Annotated in this window: 18 protein-coding genes and 2 pseudogenes; 16 read left to right on the forward strand and 4 right to left on the reverse strand. The window is 41.8% G+C overall.

What is annotated here, in order from left to right:
* The first annotated feature begins 697 nt into the window (after window positions 1–697).
* The 6 genes from A9267_RS16155 (at window position 698) to A9267_RS16180 (ending at window position 5,709) form a co-directional block, all read left to right on the forward strand.
* Window positions 698–2,251 (forward strand): ammonia-forming cytochrome c nitrite reductase subunit c552, encoded by a 1,554-nt coding sequence (locus tag A9267_RS16155; protein WP_065109900.1) that lies wholly within the window; start codon window positions 698–700, stop codon window positions 2,249–2,251.
* A gap of 250 nt (window positions 2,252–2,501) precedes the next feature.
* A complete protein-coding gene (locus A9267_RS16160; RefSeq protein ID WP_065109901.1) occupies window positions 2,502–3,062 on the forward strand; it encodes a sugar O-acetyltransferase in 561 nt (186 codons plus the stop codon).
* Between the two features lie 18 nt (window positions 3,063–3,080).
* Window positions 3,081–3,473 (forward strand): ribosome recycling factor family protein, encoded by a 393-nt coding sequence (locus A9267_RS16165; RefSeq protein WP_065109902.1) that lies wholly within the window; start codon window positions 3,081–3,083, stop codon window positions 3,471–3,473.
* A gap of 197 nt (window positions 3,474–3,670) precedes the next feature.
* Window positions 3,671–4,531 carry a penicillin-insensitive murein endopeptidase gene (gene mepA / locus A9267_RS16170; RefSeq protein WP_082972423.1) on the forward strand — a complete coding sequence of 287 codons (861 nt, stop codon included), beginning with the start codon at window positions 3,671–3,673 and terminating at the stop codon, window positions 4,529–4,531.
* 298 nt (window positions 4,532–4,829) lie between these two features.
* On the forward strand, window positions 4,830–5,195 hold the full coding sequence (locus A9267_RS22275; protein WP_082972424.1) for a pentapeptide repeat-containing protein: 366 nt from the start codon (window positions 4,830–4,832) through the stop codon (window positions 5,193–5,195).
* Window positions 5,196–5,277: 82 nt separating this feature from the next.
* The gene (locus tag A9267_RS16180; RefSeq protein ID WP_065109904.1) at window positions 5,278–5,709 is read left to right on the forward strand and encodes a GNAT family N-acetyltransferase; all 432 of its coding nucleotides are present in this window, start codon (window positions 5,278–5,280) and stop codon (window positions 5,707–5,709) included.
* Between the two features lie 137 nt (window positions 5,710–5,846).
* On the opposite strand, the gene A9267_RS16185 is transcribed toward A9267_RS16180, so the two are convergent.
* A complete protein-coding gene (locus tag A9267_RS16185; RefSeq protein ID WP_065109905.1) occupies window positions 5,847–6,863 on the reverse strand; it encodes an SDR family NAD(P)-dependent oxidoreductase in 1,017 nt (338 codons plus the stop codon).
* A gap of 101 nt (window positions 6,864–6,964) precedes the next feature.
* Here A9267_RS16185 and A9267_RS16190 point away from each other — a divergent pair, with 101 nt between their 5' ends.
* Window positions 6,965–7,573, forward strand: coding sequence for a TetR/AcrR family transcriptional regulator (locus A9267_RS16190; protein WP_065109906.1), 609 nt, complete (start codon window positions 6,965–6,967; stop codon window positions 7,571–7,573).
* Between the two features lie 74 nt (window positions 7,574–7,647).
* Here the strand turns inward: A9267_RS16190 and A9267_RS16195 are convergent, their stop codons facing one another.
* Window positions 7,648–8,550, reverse strand: a complete 903-nt coding sequence (locus A9267_RS16195) for a LysR family transcriptional regulator (RefSeq protein WP_065109907.1) — start codon at window positions 8,548–8,550, stop codon at window positions 7,648–7,650.
* Between the two features lie 158 nt (window positions 8,551–8,708).
* On the opposite strand from A9267_RS16195, the gene A9267_RS16200 reads away from it, so the two are divergent.
* Both A9267_RS16200 and A9267_RS16205 read left to right on the forward strand, forming a co-directional pair.
* Window positions 8,709–9,581, forward strand: a complete 873-nt coding sequence (locus tag A9267_RS16200) for an SDR family oxidoreductase (RefSeq protein WP_065109908.1) — start codon at window positions 8,709–8,711, stop codon at window positions 9,579–9,581.
* Window positions 9,582–10,049: 468 nt separating this feature from the next.
* Complete coding sequence (locus A9267_RS16205) at window positions 10,050–11,657, forward strand: ABC-F family ATPase (RefSeq protein WP_082972425.1); 1,608 nt, start codon at window positions 10,050–10,052, stop codon at window positions 11,655–11,657.
* Between the two features lie 216 nt (window positions 11,658–11,873).
* Here A9267_RS16205 and A9267_RS16210 read toward each other — a convergent pair whose 3' ends face one another.
* Together A9267_RS16210 and A9267_RS16215 are read right to left on the reverse strand one after the other, a co-directional pair.
* Window positions 11,874–13,118 (reverse strand): 4Fe-4S binding protein, encoded by a 1,245-nt coding sequence (locus A9267_RS16210; RefSeq protein WP_065109910.1) that lies wholly within the window; start codon window positions 13,116–13,118, stop codon window positions 11,874–11,876.
* Window positions 13,119–13,493: 375 nt separating this feature from the next.
* Window positions 13,494–14,348, reverse strand: coding sequence for a PA4780 family RIO1-like protein kinase (locus tag A9267_RS16215; RefSeq protein WP_065109911.1), 855 nt, complete (start codon window positions 14,346–14,348; stop codon window positions 13,494–13,496).
* Between the two features lie 179 nt (window positions 14,349–14,527).
* On the opposite strand from A9267_RS16215, the gene A9267_RS16220 reads away from it, so the two are divergent.
* The 7 genes and pseudogenes from A9267_RS16220 (at window position 14,528) to A9267_RS16250 (ending at window position 21,323) form a co-directional block, all read left to right on the forward strand.
* Window positions 14,528–15,043, forward strand: a complete 516-nt coding sequence (locus A9267_RS16220) for a VF530 family DNA-binding protein (protein ID WP_065109912.1) — start codon at window positions 14,528–14,530, stop codon at window positions 15,041–15,043.
* A gap of 206 nt (window positions 15,044–15,249) precedes the next feature.
* A complete protein-coding gene (locus A9267_RS16225) occupies window positions 15,250–15,540 on the forward strand; it encodes a hypothetical protein (RefSeq protein ID WP_443018803.1) in 291 nt (96 codons plus the stop codon).
* 288 nt (window positions 15,541–15,828) lie between these two features.
* Complete coding sequence (locus A9267_RS16230; protein ID WP_231919187.1) at window positions 15,829–17,217, forward strand: DASH family cryptochrome; 1,389 nt, start codon at window positions 15,829–15,831, stop codon at window positions 17,215–17,217.
* Window positions 17,217–18,668 (forward strand): FAD-binding domain-containing protein, encoded by a 1,452-nt coding sequence (locus tag A9267_RS16235; protein ID WP_065109914.1) that lies wholly within the window; start codon window positions 17,217–17,219, stop codon window positions 18,666–18,668. Before A9267_RS16230 ends, A9267_RS16235 begins: the two co-directional genes overlap by 1 nt.
* Window positions 18,668–18,814: pseudogene (locus A9267_RS22100) on the forward strand (DUF2256 domain-containing protein); the annotation flags it as partial. The gene A9267_RS16235 and the pseudogene A9267_RS22100, both read left to right, overlap by 1 nt.
* A gap of 107 nt (window positions 18,815–18,921) precedes the next feature.
* Window positions 18,922–20,493: pseudogene (locus A9267_RS16245) on the forward strand (cryptochrome/photolyase family protein).
* 119 nt (window positions 20,494–20,612) lie between these two features.
* Window positions 20,613–21,323, forward strand: a complete 711-nt coding sequence (locus tag A9267_RS16250; protein WP_065110064.1) for a flavin reductase family protein — start codon at window positions 20,613–20,615, stop codon at window positions 21,321–21,323.
* Window positions 21,324–21,518: the final 195 nt, after the last annotated feature.

Raw genomic sequence — 21,518 nt, forward strand, 5'->3', positions numbered from 1 at the left:
TAACCATTAACGAATGTGTCATTTTGTTATTGTTTACTGATACTAAATTAGGTTCTTTTATTATATTTTTTACTAAATTTGCTGTTAATAATATAAGCTGAAATGATAATTAATTTATATTTAAGGTTAAATTAAGTTTGGTGATCTAGTAATTTTATTTTCTGAAAATAATGCAAGTTAGATAGGTTGTTTAACTTGATCTTGATTATATTTAAATGATTTTTGTGAGGTAAAAATGTGCTAACTGTTACCCATTTAAGATTCGAGTGAATTTTAATTACATTATTTTTAATAAGTTTAAGTCACTGTTTTTTATGGTTTTTAATTTTGTTCTATTTGATTTTCTACTTCGGATAAACGTTATTGCTGTTTTTTTACCTTAATAGGTTGAAAGTTAGCCACGGCCATTTTGAATTTATTAGCAAACTTTACCCCTAAAGGGGTATCTCTTTTAGGGGTAAAAATTTGAACTGAGACAAGTAAATAGCGTTGGTTTGTAGGGGGTCACATTAATATAGCAAAGCCCTGTTTCACCTAGCTCATTATGATAATAATTGTTTTAAATATTTTAGATTTTTAAATTTTAAAAAATCTCTAAGAGCACTAATTGCTTTAACGAGAGTATTTAAAATGTGTTTGGTAATTGTAGGGGATAACAATGCCAGCATAAATATAATAATCCTAATGAGGAATGATGATGAAATTAAGAAAACTAGCTGTTGCAGTAATGCTTACTACCGCATTTACTGGCTATAGTGTTGCTGGCGAAGTTGATTTATATAAAAGTGAAAACTGGCAAAAAACTTTCCCAGAGCAATATAAAACTTGGGCTGAAACAGAAGAAAGCACGCCAGCATCGGGCAAACTTGATGACTTACTTGCCAGTAATCCAAATCTCGTGAGTGCTTGGGCTGGGTATGGTTTCGCTAAAGACTACAACCGTGCACGTGGTCATCACTTTGCGCTAACAGATATCATTAAAACCTTACGTGTAGGCCATCCAATGGTCGGCCATGATGGAAAAATGGTCGGTGAAGCAATGGCTGCAAGTTGTTGGTCATGTAAAACCCCTGATGTAGCACGCATGTATGATGAAGTAGGTGAAGGCAAGTTTTCAGACAATGCATGGTCTACTTGGGGTCACGAAATGTCGAACACCATTGGTTGTGCGGATTGTCATGAGTTAGGTAAAGAAGACTTACGTCTTAGCCGTCCTTATACTGACCGTGCAATGAAATCCATTGGTAAAGAGTTTTCTAAGCAAGATGCAACAATGCAAGCAAGCCAAACTTGTGCCCAGTGTCATGTTGAGTACTACTTCGATGGTACTGATGAAAAGAAAGTGAAATACCCAATGGATTACTGGGTGCCAGGTGAGAAAACAGACTACAAACAGTTTGTTGGTTACACAGGTACAGACGGTTTATATGAAGGTTTTGCAGCTGAAGCGCAACTCGCTTACTTTGATAACCGTGGCTTTAAAGATTGGACTAATGCCGTATCAGGTGCCCCAATGCTTAAAGCACAACATCCAGAATATGAGAACATGATGGATCGTACCGAACACGCTATGGATAACCATTTAGAGTTTGGTTGTACGACGTGTCATATGCCAAAAGCAACAAACGACAAAGGGGCTAAATACTCGAACCATAAAGTGACATTTGAAGCAGATACATTACCGAAAAGCTGTATCGGCTGTCATGATGGTGCTGACTTCAAAGAAATCTTTGCTGAACGTAAAGCTGAAATCAATAAGTTACGTTTTGAAGCTGACGGTACCGACCCTCGTTTGACTGAAGTTCACTTCAAAGCACAAGCTATTTGGGCTGCCAATGGCGTTGAAGGTTTAGAAGCGAATAAAGGTATTGCTGAAGCTAAAGCGAACTATGAAGCTGCGCTAAAAGCGAAAACACCACTAGCAGGTGAAATGAATAGCTTACTGATTAAAGTCAGAAATGCGCAATGGTTCTGGGATAGCGCAACAGCCTCTCATGGTATCCATGCTCATAACCCTGAAGAAGCAATTCGCCTACTTGAGAAGTCTAATGCCATCCTAGATGCAGCATTAACTGAAGCAAATACGTTATTGAAGAAGTATGCGCCTGAGTACAAGTACGATGCGACTAAATACGACACTAAAGAGAAGGTTCAACCTCTTGTCGGTTTAGACTTAGAAGCAATGAAAGCGTCAAAAGCATTGTTCCTAGAAAAACGCGTTGAGAAAGAATGGCCAGCTGAACTTAAGTAATTAAGTTTAGGCAGTGTGATTTGAATACATAGACACTCCACTATCACCGTTCAAATCAAATACTGTTACAGCCTAATGCCAGTTGATGTAAATTGACTGGCATTTTTTTATCTTCAAAAACACAATTCTATTATCTTTAAAAGTTTAGACATGTCGCTAAACTCACACAAATTGAAAGCATCTCAACCCATTCCCAAGTATTATCTTTGGAAGTGATGAAAGGTAAATAATTGACTGACGAAGGATTAACATGAGCGAGTTTGAAAAAATGACATCGGGTCAGGCATTTAATGGTGGCGATAGTGAGTTAAATGCCATGCGTGATGATGCAACCTTGATGTTAGTAGAGCTTAATCAGACCGTTGATGACGCAAGTCGTCTTGGGCTATTTAAGCGCTTATTTACTCACTTTGGTGAAGGCAGTGTCATTCGTTCACCTTTTTCATGTGAGTTTGGTAAAACGATTTCGATAGGTGATAACAGCTTTATTAATCTTAATGTCACCATGCTTGATGGCAGTTTTATCACACTGGGGAATAATGTCCTTGTGGGGCCGAATACTCAGTTTTACTCGGCAAGCCATGATTTAGACTATCGTCAGCGCCAGCAATGGCAGACCCATTGTTTGCCTATTGTGGTTGAAGATGATGTATGGATTGGTGGTAATGCAATTATCAATCAAGGGGTGACCATTGGCGCTCGCTCAGTGATTGCTGCAAACTCTGTGGTGACAAAAGATGTGCCTGCAGATTGCCTCTACGGTGGCACCCCTGCTAAGTTAATTCGACATTTATCTGAAAATAACACCTAAGAATAAAATCTAAATCCTATGCATAAAGACCCTATCACTATTTCACTGCCTTCGCTTATTCATCGCATCGGCAGAGAGAGTGTTAATCAAGCAAAAGTGATAGCTGTTGAGCATCATTGTGAGCTTAAGCGCGTGCGCCGTTCAAGAAACTGGGCTCTAGTAGGAGAGGCGATTAAGGTTCAATCTTTTAATAGTCAACTTAACTCAGTAAGCCAAGAATCCTTTGCCTACCTAATCAAGAAAATTTCCGCCGCTCTTTTATTGCATGTCGATAAACTGGAGCCTTTAGAAGCTAAACTGATCCGATTAATCACCGAAACCCCTAGTATTACGCTTGCCGAGCTTATCCAGCAAACACAATGTACCGAAGTGCAAGCTAGAACTGCCAGATTTGAAGCGGATACTTGGTAACTGCGCAAAACGTTTTGACAGCTTTTTTCATTGTTAATTCGACTTGCTCTATGGTCTGCTATAGCAATCTTCTATTAATTTTTATCAAACAATAACCACCTTCTTGTGATTCCCCTCTACACTTATAAAACTGAAGTTTAACTTAGCTTTGAGCCTTGCTAGTACCTTGCTTTATGTCCAAATAAAAGAGAGTCGTTATGCGGTATTTTTCTGTTGTTATTATTTTGATGCTACTTATGGCGAGCTCAAATATTCAGGCACGCTTTAATCCTTGGGAGCATACTAAAACACCTTTTGAAGGGCCCGCTGTAGCTATTGGTGAGTATGCAAATGGCTGCTTATCTGGCGCAGAAGCTTTGCCCTTATCAGGCAAAGGGTTTCAAGTGATTAGGCCGCAACGAGATCGATATTATGGTCATCCGAATTTGGTGAACTTTGTGCAGCAATATGCTGTTCAATTGCAAGCTGAAGGGATTGAGCAAATTCTAGTGGGGGATATGTCGATGCCCCGTGGTGGCCAGTTTGATTATGGCCATAACAGTCATCAGATTGGTTTAGATGTTGATATCTGGTTGAGACTAACTGAGAAGCCGCTTAGTAAAGCTGAGCTTAAATCGCCGCGTGCGCTGACAGTGGTAGATAACCAAGAGTTTGCAATCGATACCGCTGCTTGGAGCACACAACATAAACTGATGATAAAAGTTGCAGCTCAAGATCCACAAGTTGCACGAATATTTGTTAATGGTGCAATCAAACAGCAGCTGTGTAATGAGCGCACACAAGCTGATGATGCTTGGCTTAATAAAGTCCGCCCTTGGTGGGGGCATAGTGCACATATACATGTTCGCCTTAACTGCCCCGAAGATAATCCAGACTGTAAGGCGCAAAAGCCGATAAACCCAGGTCATGGGTGTGAAGACATCGCTTGGTGGAAACAACAATTTTACACCGCTAAATCAGCGCCTAAAAAGAAGCTTGATAAACCTACACCACGCAAACCCAAACCACTACAAGTTAAACCCCAGCAGTGTGAACCATTAACATGGGCAGCACCGTAATAAAGAGGCTTAGCAATGTATGATGGCGCGTTATGCCTTGTTGGCCATTTGAAAAAGTCAACGTCGTAGTGCTTCGCCCCCTCTTTTGTTAAGTGTACGTCGAAGAGTGACCCAGCTTCCCCCTTTTTGTATCAGCCATGTCGCTTCGGCTTTTTCACTCTTTATTGATAGAACGGCAAAAGTGACAACACTCGAAATAGACAAGAAGAAATAGACAAGAAGAAATAGACAAGACGAAATGAACAAGATGGCGAAAGAGTTCCAGTGAGGGGGTATTTAGCTTTGCTCTTCGTTTGCTGTGCTAATTCTGTTTTTGCCTCAATCAGTTTCTATTTCAATCTGTGAAAGCGTTGCTATTCACTCCTGCGATGATGCTTGGTTTATTGCCGAACAAAAGCAAAGTCGGCTAAAACAAAGTCGGCTAAAACAAAGTCGGCTAAAACAAAGTCGGCTAAAACAAAGTCGGCTAAAACAAAGTCGGCTAAAACAAAGTCGACAAAAACAAAGTCGACAAAAACAAAGTCGGCTAAAACAAAGTCGGCTAAAACAAAGTCGGCTAAAACAAAGTCGGCTAAAACAAAGTCGGCTAAAACAAAGTCGGCTAAAACAAAGTCGGCTAAAACAAAGTCGGCTAAAACAAAGTCGACACAAGCAAAGTCGATAGTACATGGACGGTTATCTATTTTGTCGATAAAATACACTCTCGCGGCTGCACATAAATTTCAGTCAACGATAGAGAAACCATAATGATTGTAGAAAATGTGCTTCCCGAAAATTACGCAGAAATGCTTAATGTTTGGGAAAACTCAGTCCGAGCTACGCATGACTTCATAACAGAAGCAGACATTGAATTTTTTAAACCTATTATCATTGAGCAGGCTTTTCCTGCAGTCACGTTAAGATGTGTTAAAAATGAAACGGGTTCAATACAAGGTTTTGTGGGTATCCACGACTCAAAGATTGAAATGCTTTTCATCTTAAACGAGGCAAGAGGGCAAGGCGTTGGTAAAGTGCTACTGCAATACGCACTAGAGCAGTTAGGTGCATCCAAGGTCGATGTTAATGAACAAAACCCACAGGCAGTAGGCTTCTACGAGCATATGGGGTTTAAAGTCGTTTCGCGATCGCCACTCGATGATATGGGAAAACCTTTTCCAATTCTGCATATGACACTTTAAAGCTCGGTTTGTTGTAACCAAATTTGTAAGAAGAAACGCCCAAAGCTGATAATCACTTTGAGCGTCTCAGTATGTATAGGAAAGGTCTATAGCTATCTCTAAGCTATGACTTATTGAATACCCATACAGCATGAGGATTATGACTTTCCCTGAATCTTTATAATCGATTTTGCAGCATCAAGTACAGTTTCTGAAAATGGACGAGGACTCCAGTCAAATAGCTCTCGTGCTTTACTGTTGTCGGCACCGATATTCATACCCAGTAAACCCACCATACCTTTTGCTTCACTATCAAATAGAGACATAAAACGTATTAATAGGTTTGGCGCGATGCGTGTGCTTGGGCCTTTGTAGCCATGTTCTTTGAGTATTTTTGCAATCTCTTTAAGGTGAATTGGCTCTGAACGAGAAGCCACAATGCGCTGACCTGCAGCCTTAGCGTGAGTCATCGCTTGTACGTGGACGCTTGCCACATCTCGAACATCGACCATTGGAATTGCCACATTGGCGAGCATTGGAATTTTTCCACGTAGCATCTGATCAATCATTGTCATTGATTGCCCAGTAATATCGTCACCCAATGCAGGACCAAACACACCACCGGGGTTGACCGTCACAAGCTCCATAGCAGAATCTTGTTTTTCCATAAATTGCCATGCCGCTTGCTCTGCTAGCGTTTTGCTTTTTGCGTAGGTGCCAATGTCTCTAGAGTTGGTATTAGCCCAATCATTGGGTCCGATTGTGCCAGTCTTCATTGTTGCCATCATCGTCATCGTAGAGCTTGTTAATACCACTCTTTTTACGCCTGCCTTTTTCGCAGCACGTAATGCGCGAAGTGAACCATCGACAGCAGGCTTGATCATCTCATCTTCATGTTTTGGCTCAGCTGCTGCATATGGCGAAGCAACGTGCATAACATAGTCACACCCCTCTGCGGCGTTATCCCACCCTTTATCTGACGTAAGGTCTAGTTCAATGAATGACAATTCACTTACATCTGCAGATGCTTTCTCTAACGTATTTTTAATGCTCTGTGCTTTTTTTAAATTACGAATAGAGCCACGGACGTGAAAACCCTTATCTAAAAGTTGTTTTGCAATGTGAAGACCAATAAAGCCCGATATACCAGTAAGTAAGACGATTTGTTTTGCCATAGTAGATGCCTTTGAAGTTTCTTGTGCAATTAAGTACTGGGTGGTATCTTAATTGCGAAGTAGTAAACTGTCAACAATAAAATACCACTTGGTACTAAAATATGAATGAAGAAAAAAAAGCATCACGTGGTCGTCCTAAAAAGTTCGACCGTGATCATGTGCTAGATATCGCACAACAAAATTATTGGAAACTCGGTATCAATCAGGTATCGATAAATGAATTGTGCAAACTGGCAGGCGTATCAAAGCCTGGTATTTATCGCGAGTTTGGTGACGAAGATGGTTTGATGCATGCTGTGCTAGAGCGTTACGACAAGACAATACTCGGCCCAATGCTCAGTTTTTTGAGTTTAGACGCCACATTCAACGACACCCTACAAAATCTAGCATTCCACAGCACGAGTGAGGATGAAACCTCTGAAATGCCCAAAGGGTGCCTGTTTGCGAATATGAAAGAATCGCGCTTGAGTCTAGGAGAATCAACGATCGAACAAATTGATAAAACCTATGAAAATGTCGTCATGGCGTTCGAGCAGTGGGTTGATGCGGCAAAAGAGAAAGGTGAGTTCAAAACGATTGATATGGATAGCCGATTTGCTGCTATCTATATTTATGCCCAAATCAGCTTTGCTCAATTACAGATGATGAAGGGCGAAACCAGTGACGATGTTAGGGCAATATTGCAGGTTGCTCTCTCCGTTCTTAGATAGCAAACCAATAACCTCATAAATGTTTAGCTCCTTACGATGCCCATTTATTGATGAGCATCTTGGAGTTAAACAAATTAGCCATTCAACAATACTGCAATTTCTTCACGTTTATTTTTGATAAAGTGGATGAACGCCTTAGATTTTGAAGGCAAATGTTGTTTGTCGGTGTATACCAGATATAGCTCTCTACCTCGCGGGATCCATTCCTCACACAAGCTTATTAGTCTTCCTTCGTCGATATACTGTTGAACTAATCCAGTCGGCAGATACGCCGCTCCTGCACCTTGCAAGGCCATTTGAACGGATATGATAAGATCATCCGATAGTAAGCTGTGATCCATATTAAGATCGATAGACTCTCCCTGAAACATGAAGCGCCAAGGCAATATCAAACCATCATTGTGGTTTAGAATGCAGGGCCACTTTAACAAGTCTTCAGGTCTACTGATTGGAGGATGTTTCTCTACGAGCTGTTTATGGGCAACAAGTGAATAGTGTAATAGTGATATGGGGATCGCAATGAGTGATGAATCATTCAGTGGTCCGAGGCGAAGGGCGAAATCGGCTCGTTCTGCCGTTAAGTCTTTGGTTCGACTTGAGGAGTCAAACTCTAGTTTGATACTTGAGTATTTGTTTAAAAACTCCGAAAACAGCGGAGCAAGAAGAGAAAATACCGTTGCAGGTGCAGAAATATGTAAAGTGCCTACAGGATTCGCTTTGTGAAATGTCGCTTCATCTTTCAATTCGCGCATAGTATCAACCACTAATTTTGCCCTTGGCAATAAGCGCTCTCCAACCTCACTAAGAGATAGCGATCTGGTGGTGCGATTAAATAATCGAACACCTAGCTCTGTTTCAAGTAGTTGAATCTTCCGACTGATGGTTGTTGTAGGTAGGTTAAGTGAACGTGCAGCTTCTGCAAAACTGCCAAGACGCGCCACCTCAATAAAAGCAACTAACTCATTGCTGTATTTCATTCTGTTCTCCCGATGATTGAGAGTGACTTATTGACCCATTGTTCGGGATTATGTTGCCCATTAATCAGCGTACTAAAATTTATCGGTTCAATCTATAGTTGTTTTGTTCACGAGCTGTCGGGCTCGTTATTTCGTTATAAACCACAGGATAATTCACAATGACAATCTTAGTTATGGGCGCAACAGGCAATACAGGTTCAGCCATTGTTAATCAATTGAAAGAAAAGCAAGCAGACTTTAGTGCTATGGCGGCAACATATGAAGAGGCGTCAAGACTTAATTTAGAAAAAGAACGTATTCGCATTGGAAACTTCAATGATGTCTCTTCACTGATTTCCGCGTTTAAAAATATCCAAAGAATTTATTTGTTAACGCCTATTCATCCTATGGCAACAACTTGGGTGAAAAATGTCATTCAGGCTGCAAAAGAAGCTGGCGTAAAACACATTGTTAAGCAGTCGGGCCTGAAAGCAAGTTTAGATGCAACTTCAGAAGTGATCAGAGAGCACGCGTATACAGACAACCTGATCAAAAAATCGGGTTTAGATTATACGTTAATTCAGCCTAATACTTTTTTTCAGAACTTCTACGCTAACCTTCCAAGCATAAACGCAGAGGGTCGTTTTTACTCTTCACTTGGTGACACGGCACTCAGTCTCGTAGATATCAACGATGTTGCAGCGGTTGCTGTTGCAGCGTTAACAGAAAGTGGGCATGAAGGAAAAACGCACCATATTACAGGCTCTGAAGCGCTGACTTCATCTGAGCACGCTAAATTACTGAGTGCTGCAAGTGGTAAAGAGATTACTTACATTGATATCCCAGAAGTTGCACTTGTCGGTGCATTAAAAGAGGCAGGTTTAGGTGACTGGTTGTCGGACAAATTAGGGGAAATGATCACCTGGTTCACTCAAGGTGACTATGCCCTGACTACTAACACCGTTGAAGAAGTGACAGGTCGTAAGTCTCGTACATTCGCTGATTTTGCTCAAGAGCTTTCTCACTCTATTGAAGTTGTCAAACATGACTAAATCACCACCAAGTGAGCGGCTTTTCATATCTGTAGTTATTTACTAGTTGCCAAATTCCTATTTTCCGAAACTCACTTTTGTCCAAAAGTGAGTTTGGAAATGATCAAATCTTATGATCAAATCTTATTATCAAACATTAATATCAAACATTAATATCAAACATTAATATTAAACATTAATATCAAACATCTCATTCATGCTCAGATAAACGATTAATCCATTGCTTTGTTAGCGTTCATGAGGGCGGGAATTTTTTATCATGATCGTGTCTATCAATTTACAACTTGGCTTTTGGGACACTAGATCGATAGCTAATCGTAACCGCTAATATTTACCCTACTTTCGCAATCCATGCCCCAAGTCTCTATTAAACTCATCTTTCGGGTATCTAATACACAGTAGAGTCTGTATACTGCCGCGCTGCTTTTAAGCTCACTTTTTCTACTATTTACCCCGAGGGTTACCACTATCATTAGTACAAACAACATCACCATGCAGTTTGGCGCAGAGCCATTGTTTGAAAATATCTCCGCTAAATTTGGCCACGGTAACCGTTATGGTCTAATTGGTGCTAATGGCTGTGGTAAATCAACATTCATGAAAATCCTTAGCGGTGCGTTAGCACCGAGTTCTGGTAATGTCTCGATTACTCCCGGTTTGAAAGTCGGTACATTGAGCCAAGATCAGTTCGCATTCGAGCAATACAGTGTGGTTGATACTGTGATCATGGGTGATGCAAAACTATGGGAAGTGAAGCAAGAGCGTGACCGTATTTACTCGTTACCAGAAATGAGTGAAGAAGACGGCATGAAAGTCGCTGAACTTGAAAGTGAATTTGCTGAAATGGATGGCTACAGCGCAGAATCTCGTGCCGGTGAAATCCTATTAGAAGCAGGTATTGAAGAACATTATCATTTTGGTTTAATGCAACAAGTTGCACCGGGCTGGAAACTGCGGGTTTTACTGGCACAGGCGCTATTTTCAAACCCAGATATTTTGTTACTTGATGAACCGACCAACAACTTGGATATTCATACTATTTCTTGGTTGGCAGGTGAACTTAATCAACGTAAGTGCACCATGATTATCATTTCACATGATAGACATTTCTTGAACTCCGTTTGTACTCACATGGCCGATATTGATTACGGTGAGCTGCGAATTTATCCTGGTAACTACGAATACTTCCTTGAAGCTTCTGGGTTAATTCAAGAACAATTATTAGCAGGTAATGCTAAAAAGAGTGCCGAAATGGCAGAGCTGCAAGACTTCGTTAATCGTTTCGGCGCCAATGCCTCGAAAGCAAAACAAGCAAGCTCTCGTGCTAAAAAACTTGAGAAAATCAGTTTAGATGAAGTGAAGTCATCGAGCCGTATGACGCCATCACTGCGATTTGATGAAAGTAAAAAAATGCATCGTCAGGCATTAGTGCTTGAAGAATTAGGTCATGGCTTTGACGGTGAAAGCTTATTTGCAGGTGGTGATTTAATATTAGAAGCGGGGGCTAAGCTTGCGGTTATTGGCGAAAACGGTGTCGGTAAAACCACATTACTGCGTTGTTTAGTCAACGAATTAGCTAATAACCATGGCACCATAAAATGGTCTGAAAACGCTGCTATTGGTTACTGCCCACAGGACAGCAGCAAAGACTTTGATAATGACTTGTCTTTGTTTGATTGGATGTCGCAATGGCGAACGCCAAAGCATAACGATTTAATGGTGCGTGGCATGCTAGGGCGTTTGTTATTCACTGAAGATGATGCGAACAAGAAAGCCCGTAATTGCTCAGGTGGTGAAAAGAATCGCTTGTTATACGGCAAGTTAATGATGCAAGACGTTAACGTATTAGTCATGGATGAACCGACCAACCACATGGATATGGAAGCGATTGAAGCGTTAAATAACGCCCTTAAATTATTTGAAGGTACGTTGATTTTTGTTAGCCATGACCGCGAGTTCGTATCGTCATTGGCAACGCATATCATTGATGTGAAAGACAAGCAGTTAGTGAGCTTCCACGGTACGTTTGATGAATACTTAGCAAGCCAGGCAGAAGCTGCCAGTAAAGCGGCATAGTACCTCAAATACAGTTTAACTGAACGAGTAAAAGTAATGCCGCTAACCTCAATGACGTTAGCGGCATTTTTATGGATGATATTGTGGATTCATTGATATCACTTTGAATTTAACAAATAGCTGTTAATGACCAATGCTGCCTCAATGACGTTAGCGGCATTTTTCTGGATGATATTGTGGATTCATTGATATCACTTTGAATCTAACAAATAGCTGTTAATGACCAATACTGCCTAAATGTTGTATTAACATCATTCTTATTTCTGTTGGCGTTTCGCTATGCCAAAAACCACCAACATATGCCCAAAGTGGGATCATAAATAGCAATGACAGCAGTAATATTGTTAAGCCTCTGGCAGACATTTTAGTTCCCCAACGAGTGCTAAAATGCAGCGCCTCTTGTTTAGGGCAAGCTGAGATGCACTTCATGCAAGCTTGGCATTCGTCGCTACGAATTGTCGTTTGAGTGTGAACGATAATGTTAGCTGGACAAGCGCGAGTACATTTATCGCACTTCATCCCTTTGCCTTCAATTAAACATTGCTCAGTGGTGCGGCGTATTTTGAACGGACTTAAAAAACTGAGTAGCCCTAAAAATGCACCATAAGGGCAAATATATCGGCAAAATCCTTGTTTCTTCCAAGCGGCAATACCAAGAATAATACTGAAACAGATAAGGCTTATGATAGTCGGTTTTAAGAAAAACAGCGCCATCTTTAAGTCCGCGACTTTGTGATAATAACCATCAAGATAATGAGGAATACTGGCAAGCGGCATAGTGAAGACTAATAAAATCAGCGCTGCCATTAGCAAGTATTTAAGCATGCGCAATATCCAGTCTAACCAAGCTGGTGGAGCAAACTCTTGTTTGATGAACTTCTTTCTAAGGGCGTAAAGGTAATCGCCAGCTAATCCAAGTGGGCATGCCCAGCCACAAAAGGCGCGCTTACATAATAAGCCTGTGAGTAAAACCACCACTAACATGACGGCAGCAGAAGGGTGGTTTTTATCCCATAACCCCAGCCCTAAAATGGCTTTAAGTTCTATTCCGCCTGCAATCGGTAAAAAGGCATCGCCAATATCTGGACGAACCAATATGGGTTCGACTCCTGCTTTAAGCATGGCGGAATTGATGGCAAATTGTACCCCAACAAGCAGCATAGATAACGCCAGTAAGTGCCTTATCATTTCTCGTAATTGGTTGGCTTTGTTATTGCCTCTTGAGCTTTCGCCAGCAGCAGCGCCGCCTTGGGCCAGTGCAGGTTGAAACTTATTTAACATTGTCACCGCAACCAGTGCCACGACTAGGCCGACAAATAACGGCCAATGGAGAGTCATTAACAGGGCAGAGCCAAGTAATACAGCGCTAATAGCCGCGCCCCATTTTTGTTTACTCCAGTAAAGTAAACTGATGCTATAGACTAGCGCTAGCATTAAGGTGATTGATTCGATAGTACTCATAAGATGACTTATTTATTGTGTAAGTGCTTATGAGAGCCAAGCTCGCTAATCTAAGTTCGTTATCCCATTTCAGATTGTGAATGAGTTCGTAAATTTAATATAAAAATCATAAATAAAATGCGCAATATCACTAACCTGAAATTAACATTGTTAACGGGGGTAGTATTTTCAAATTGATTTGATAGGAGGGGAGGAACTTAGCTAAATAGGCAGGCTGTATGATGAAGCACAATGTTCAACACGCTTGGGCTTTAGTGATTGCTTTAGCGATTATTTTAGTCGTGTTTTATGGTTGCCAAAGCGAGTGAGTAAGTTGTTTCACTCGCTGGTAGATACGGTTTGCATTCAGGTTTCTCTTAACAATCTTCATTGGCATCAATCTTCATTCGCATCAATAATGCGCTGCAATCTTTCTTGCTCTTCTTCCCGTGCTGCGTTGATTTCTTCAAGCACAGAGTCAACATCAGCGATGTGTTCGCTTTCTGCAAATTCACCTGTAAGTTCAGTGTCTGGCGTTAGTTCTCCTGCTTCAAATAATGCCCACATTTCTTTGGCATATTGGGTGTTAGCAAGCTCTGGGGCAAACTGGCTGTAGTAGTTTGTCATGTTGTTTACATCACGGGCGAACATCCACACAGCATTATTGTTGGCTGCGGCATCAACCGCTTGTGGCAAGTCGATAATCACCGGGCCTTTGTCATCAACCAGTACGTTAAACTCTGATAAGTCTCCGTGAATAAGCCCAGCACATAACATTAATTTAGCGTATTCAATCATACTGGCGTGATCGCGTATGGCATCTTCTTTTGAAAAGACAACATCATTAAGTCGAGGGGCGACAACCCCCTCACTGTCAGTGACGAGCTCCATTAGTAACACACCAGAAAAACAACCATAAGGCTCAGGCACGCGAACACCCGCAGCGGCTAATTTATATAGCGCATCAACTTCGGCGTTTTGCCAAGCTTCTTCTTGCTGGTCTCGGCCGAACTTAGAGCCTTTCTCCATCGCTCGGGCGCGACGGCTATTACGAACTTTTCGTCCCTCTTGGTATTGAACGGCTTGTTTAAAGCTGCGCTTATCAACATCTTTATAGACTTTGGCGCAGCGAATATTATCGCCGCAGCGCACAACATAAACACTGGCTTCCTTGCCGCTCATTAATTGGCGCAGGACGTCGTCGACTAAGCCTTCTTCAACCAGAGGTTGGATTCGTTTTGGGATTTTCATTGCGCCGTTATACCGAGTTTATTAGAACAAAGAAAGACCAATTATCGCCATCAGAGTAAAAAGTATCGTAGTGAACAGAAAAAGCTTTTGGGATAAACACCCAGCGAGATAGCTAAGCGTGTCGATTGCTTGCTATTATGAGGTTTATATTTCGCTCATCGGCATTTTTGGGATCTCTTATGGTTGAACTACAACGAAACAATCCACTGCATGGTTTAAAATCAGAAACAATGGTCGCTGAGCTAGTCGATTTTTATGACTGGAAGATTTTATACGCAGCCCTGCGCTTAGAGTGTTTCAATAATAATCCCAGTTTAGAGTCATGCCTTAAGTTTTTAAAGAAAACCGAATGGGCGCGAGAACGCGTTGAAAGCTTTTATCTGTATCGTTTTAAAAGCATGCCAAAAGGTAATGCTGCCCAGTTTGAGCTAAAACCCCGTGAACGTGGTTTTGCTGATGGCATCGTGCCACGTAAGCCGCAAGAGCTGACTGTTGAGTTAATTGCAGAAATGCGTGAAAAGGCCACAGCTGATTACGAAGAAATGAAGCGTAATAACAGTCGCCCCAACAAGTACGGAAAAGATAAACCCAGAGCGCAAGATAACTATGCTCAAAATAATCATGCTCAAAATAAATCTCGTAATAAAAACCGCCCAGCGCCATCACAAGATCCAAATAACCCTTGGGGTAAATAGGTTGGTTACTTTAGCACTAAGCGTTTTGCTAGACGATATAAGTTACCGTTTAAAAAACTTAGGCTAAGGATAAGTTGCTTAATTTGAATGGGTAGATCAAGCGTCTCATGTTTACCTAGAATAAGGATGTAGAGCACCTAAATACCGATATACGCTCGATTCGAGATATAACTTGCTCAGATTTATTATCAAGGACGTGAACCATGATAAAAAGCTCAACGTTAATAGTGATACTTAGAACTTGTATTTGTTGTGGCATTTGTCTGATTTTACTTGGTATTTATCTACATAATTTTAACCACACTGTTGAAGTGATGGGAGTGAAGGGGATTATTCTCAGCGCCATGTGTGTGGCATTTGGGATGGTGTTGTCATTGCCGACGAAAATGTATTTAACCCTAGTACTGGTTAATCATGAAAACCATCAACGTGAACTTGAGCAGCAACAAAGTGCCAGTCGCAAGTCTCACACCAAAGCGCAGCCAAACGATCCCTAACATCTCCTTTAGCTGTGAATCAAAAGCCGTAGCAAAGCGGCATAAACCTCAGCAGAGCGACATAAACCATAGCAAAGCGGTATAAACCATAGTAGAGCGACTTAAGCCTTAGCAAAGCGCTATAAACCATAGCAGAGCGACATAAACTTTAGCAAAGCGGTATAAGTCTATTTGCTATTGATGAATACAGATCTTCCCTCCTCTCACTTAGCAGTTCACTTTTCTAGTAAACCTTTCTGGTGTGCGCTTCGTATCAATAGCATGTTTGAATAATCTCTAGGGTGTGTTTTGTCAGACAATCGCTGCTTATTTGTGTTTACTCAAGACCTTCGCTTACACGACAACATGGCGCTGAATTCGTTATTGCGTCACGCGCAATCAGTGCAGCATGGTGGTCGCTCAAACCAGCAAACGCCAAGTTTGGCTTTTGCCTATGTGTTTGATGAGCAATGGTTTACACCAAGATGTTACCAGCAGCAATCAATGGGACCACACAAACTCAGTTTTTTACTGCAATCCTTGGCAGATCTTCAACAACAGCTCAGTGTATTAGGGCACTCATTGCAGTTATATTTTGGTAATCCAGTTGCAGTGGTTACTCAGTTGGCCGAACAAAACCGCATTAATGCGCTAGGTTACAGTAAATCAGTGGGCTGGGATGAAAGGCAATCTTGGCAGCAAATAGGTAAAAACCTGCCAGATGTCACTCTACTTGCACAGTGGAATAATGGTTTGTTCAATCAGCAGCAAATGACGCCTTATATTGATGCAATGAACAGCTTCTCGCAGTTTCGCCGTAAAGTTGAAAAGGCGAAGTTACCAGTGGAGTTACCTTGCGATACCTTCAATGGTATTTCGCCACAACCAATCACCTTAGTCAGCCAATATGAAACCGACTTCAGTCAGTTTCAAGCGCCATCTTCCGCTCTATTTTCTGGCGGTGAAAATGCGGCTAATAAGCATATTGAACATTATTTTTCGAGTCATTACGCCAGCGACTATAAACAAACTCGTAATGCACTCGATGGCTTTGAAAATTCGACTAAATTCAGTCCATTTCTCGCTTTCGGCAATGTGTCGGCAAGGGCGTTATGGTCACAGCTAAAGCAATATGAGCGCATACATGGCGCGAATGAGTCGACATACTGGATAGGCTTTGAGCTGCTTTGGCGGGAGTATTTTCATTGGCTTGCTTGGCAACATGGCCCGCAGTTATTTCATTTTAAAGGCCAAGCGGCAGTCAAGCCTCTGACAAGTTTTTTCCCTGAGCGATTTAAAAAATGGTGCTTAGGTAATACCCCTTATCCTTTGGTCAATGCTTGCATGAAACAGCTTAATACGACGGGTTACATGTCTAACCGTGGGCGACAGATTGTAGCCAGTTGTTTAGTGAATGAATTAGGCCTTGATTGGCGCTATGGCGCTGCCTATTTTGAGCAACAACTGATTGATTATGATGTGGCATCTAACTGGGGAAACTGGCAGTACATTGCTGGCGTTGGTGTCGATCCACGTGGTGGTCGCCATTTCAATATCGAAAAACAAACAGCCATGTACGACCCTCAGCATGTTTTTATTCGCCATTGGTTGGGCGAGCAATGGCAGCAAGAGCTAGCGTTAAACTTAGATAGCCTTGATGCTGCCGATTGGCCACAAGAACATCAGGAGGCTGGCTAATGCCTATAGCGGTTGTGTGGCTTAAACGAGACCTACGCTTGTCTGATCACGCGCCATTATTGGAGGCAATTAACTCGGGTTTGCCTGTATTACTTTTATATTGTTTTGAGCCCATAGTCGTTAACGACAAACACACTTCCGCTCGCCACTTACAGTTTATCAATCAATCCTTACAGGATATCCAGCACCGAGTCCCTCAAGGCGCATTACGTTGCAGCCTTGATAACGTGACAGAAACCTTAACAGATTTACATCAGCAATTTGGTATATCGGCGTTATATTCACATCAAGAGGTGGGGCTTAATAGTACCTTTGAACGCGACATTGAGGTGGGGCAATGGTGTGAAATTCAAGGCATTGATTGGCATGAAACACCCTATGCGGCAGTGATACGGGGGTTAACTGATAGGCAAAATTGGGACAAGCACTGGCAAAAGGTCATGCGTGCGCCCTTAGCAAATATTGATTTATCGGTAATTGATTGGCTGATTGATGATGAAGCGAAAGGTTCATTGAGTCGATGTGCTGCCTCGCTGCCCAACGCTATAGGCACATTTCAATATGGTGGCGAACAATCAGCTTGGCAAACGCTAACGTCGTTTTTTGAAGGGCGTGGCCAGTCTTATGCGTATTCATTATCAAGCCCTGTATTAAGTCAAACACATTGCTCACGGTTATCGGCATATTTAGCGTGGGGCAATATAAGTTTGCGTCAGGTATACCAGCAACTTTTACAGCACTGGAACACCAAAGGCTGGCGGCGCAGTTTGGTGGCGTTAAGCTCAAGGCTGCACTGGCATTGCCATTTTATCCAAAAGTTTGAAAGTGAATCAGCAATGGAGTTTAGACCAGTTAATCGTGGCTACATTGATCTACCACGAGCCGAAGGGGTCGCTGCTATGCTCAAGTTAGAGGCATGGAAAACCGGTAAAACAGGTATTCCTATGGTGGATGCGTGTATGCGATGTTTAATTCACACGGGCTACATCAACTTTAGAATGCGTGCCATGTTAGTGAGTTTTTTGACCCATCATTTACAGCTTGATTGGCGTTTGGGTGTGCAGCATCTTGCCCAGCTGTTTTTAGACTTTGAGCCAGGGATCCATTACAGCCAATTCCAAATGCAAGCTGGGGTTACTGGCATCAATACCATTCGGATTTATAACCCTGTAAAGCAAGGTATCGAAAAAGATTCTGATGGCGAGTTTGTCAAAAAATGGTTACCTGAACTGGAAGATATTCCAGCTCCTTTAGTGCATTCACCTTGGATGTTGTCACCAATGGAGCAAATGATGCATCAAGTCCAACTCGGTATTGAATACCCTGAGCCAATTGTTGATCTAACTGAAAGCTATAAAGCTGCGCAAAGTCTGTTGTGGCAATGGCGAAGCCGCCCACAGGTAAAACAAGAAGCGCAGCGTTTGTTGCTGCGTCATGTTAGGCATGATTAATGAGAAAATCCGTTGGCGTAAAAAGCACCCTTGCTGAAAAAATTTGTTTGGTTTGTCAGCGGCCGTTTAGTTGGCGTAAAAAATGGCAGCGAGATTGGCCAAATGTGAAGTACTGCTCTAAGCGCTGTGCGGGTGAAAGACGATCAGTTAATGCAAGCTTAGCGAAAACCTTACCCGCAAATACCTTACTCGTGAATACAACACTGACTAAGGCTGAATTAGCTAATAAGCCATTAGTTAAAAAGGAAACGTCATGAAAACAGCCAATCGATTACGACTGATTTTAGGCGATCAACTTAATGCGTCACATTCTTGGTTTCGTCAGACCTGTCCAGAGACTTTATATGTTATTGCTGAGCTAAAACAAGAAACAAACTACACCCGTCATCATGGGCAAAAGGTGTGTGCTTTTTTTGCGGCAATGGGTGCCTTWGCTAAGGCACTACAGCAAGCTGGGCATCGTGTGTGCTATTTAACGTTAGATGACACAGCGTCATTTATAGATTTACCTGAATTACTCCATAGCCTGATTGAGCAATACCAAGCTACACAGTTTGAGTATCAGTTACCTGATGAGTATCGCTTGCGAGAGCAGTTAGCGAATGATATGAATTTCAACACAGGTTTTACGACTCAAGCCTATGAAACAGAACACTTTTATTTGTCTGATTCAGAGCTCAATGAGTACTTCAAAGCGGGTAAGAAACACCGTTTAGAGCACTTTTATCGCAAGATGCGTAAACGGGTTAATTTACTGATGGATGGAGACAATCCAGAAGGTGGGCAATGGAATTATGATRCTGAAAACAGGAAAAAGTTAACCCCTGCTGACTTTGAACATGTACCCGAAGCATTAGTCTTTAGTCATGATGTTAGCGAAATAATTGCACGGCTAAAGCGCCATGACATTCACACCATAGGTAACATGTAACAGACCTTGCTTTGGCCTGTAACGCGTCAGGAGTCACAGGATTTATTAGTGCATTTTTGTCGCGTTTGTTTAGTGCGTTTTGGTCAATTTCAAGATGCGATGACAGGCCAACTTGATACCTTGCTTTCTCAGCGACAATGGAGCTTATACCACTCTCGGCTATCCTTTGCCATTAATAGCAAAATGCTCAGTCCACAACATGTGGTCGACACCGCAATTGCATCTTATCGCCAAGCAGAGGGTGCCATCTCAATAGCTCAAATTGAAGGGTTTGTTCGTCAAATTTTAGGTTGGCGTGAATTTGTCCGTGGCGTGTATTGGGCCAATATGCCCGAGTATCAACAGCTAAACCATTTAGATGCTACTCAAGCCTTGCCCAGTTGGTTTTGGGACGCTAATACCAAGATGAATTGTCAACACCATGCCATTAAACAATCCCTCGATTATGCCTATGCTCATCATATTCAGCGTTTAATGGTCACGGGTAACTTTTGCCTGATTGCTGGCATTCACCCTGATGAGGTAGACCAGTGGTATTTAGGTATTTATATCGATGCGATTGAGTGGGTTGAAATGCCTAATACGCGAGGTATGAGCCAATTTGCTGATGGCGGCATTGTCGGTTCTAAAGCCTATGCCGCTAGCGGTAACTATATTAAAAAAATGAGCGACTATTGCACAGACTGCCACTACAAGGTGAATCAAATTGACACGGAGGATGCGTGTCCGCTGAACTCGATGTACTGGCACTTTATGGATAAGCATCAACACCGTTTTAATGCCAACCCTCGCACTAGAATGGTGTACGCCAATTGGCTTAAAAAACCAGAGGCTGACAGGGCTCGTATACTTAAGCATGCCCACGGATTATTAGCCAATTTAGATAATATCTAATGTTCAGCTCGGCACACTGGCATCGAGAAACCTTACTTTGAATCAGCGCTAACCATAGTCAGAATGCATTTTACAACCTACTACTTACAACCTACAGGAAACGTCATCATATTATGGCAATGAAGCATTTTAGTTCAGCAGATATTAATGGCTTTGCAGCTCGTCAACGAGCAAGATTTATCAATAGCTTATCAGGGTTTAAAAGCGCCAATCTAGTGGCAACAATTGACGAACAAGGCATCACTAATTTGGCGATGATAAGCTCGGTGTTTCACATTGGCGCGTCGCCTGCGTTAGTCGGCATGATAATTCGCCCCACGGCTGTGCAGCCCACACCAGAAAATAACACTCCAACAGAGAACATCAGCGCCGCTGAGAATAAAGCGGTCCCCCGAAATACCTTAGCCAATATCAAACGCACTGGTGGTTACACCATCAACCACGTATCGGCAGATATTTATCAGCAGGCACACCAAACTTCGGCTAGGTACGATGATGCTATTTCAGAGTTTGATGCAGTAGGGCTTACAGAAACCTATATCGATGGTGTTGCTGCGCCATTTGTTCAACAAAGTCAGCTTAAGTTTTCTTTGTCTGTACGAGAAATTGTGCCATTAACAATCAATAATACGATACTCGTCATTGGAGAAGTCACCCATGTGTTAGTGGATGATGCTGCGGTGAAAACTGATGGTTATATTGATATAGAGTCGCTTAATACAACAACAGTGTCAGGGCTTGATAGCTATCATACTACGCAGCGAATAGCTCGATTAAGTTACGCAAAAACCAATGAGAGTCTTTATCAGTTGCCAATAAATGGGAAGTAATTCTAAAGACCTTGAACTGCATAATAATGACAAATCAGTGATTTATATTCTTCTGAAGAATTAGGTTTTTTTACTACCATTTCACTGCGTTTTTATGTTTATTGTATAACTTGTATATGGCTATCAAAATCATGAGTTTAACAATTTTGCTTCATGTTTAAAGTCTTGTTAACCAATAATTTTAAGTGTAGATTT

Source organism: Shewanella sp. UCD-FRSSP16_17, from assembly GCF_001675935.1.
Classification (GTDB): domain Bacteria; phylum Pseudomonadota; class Gammaproteobacteria; order Enterobacterales; family Shewanellaceae; genus Shewanella; species Shewanella japonica.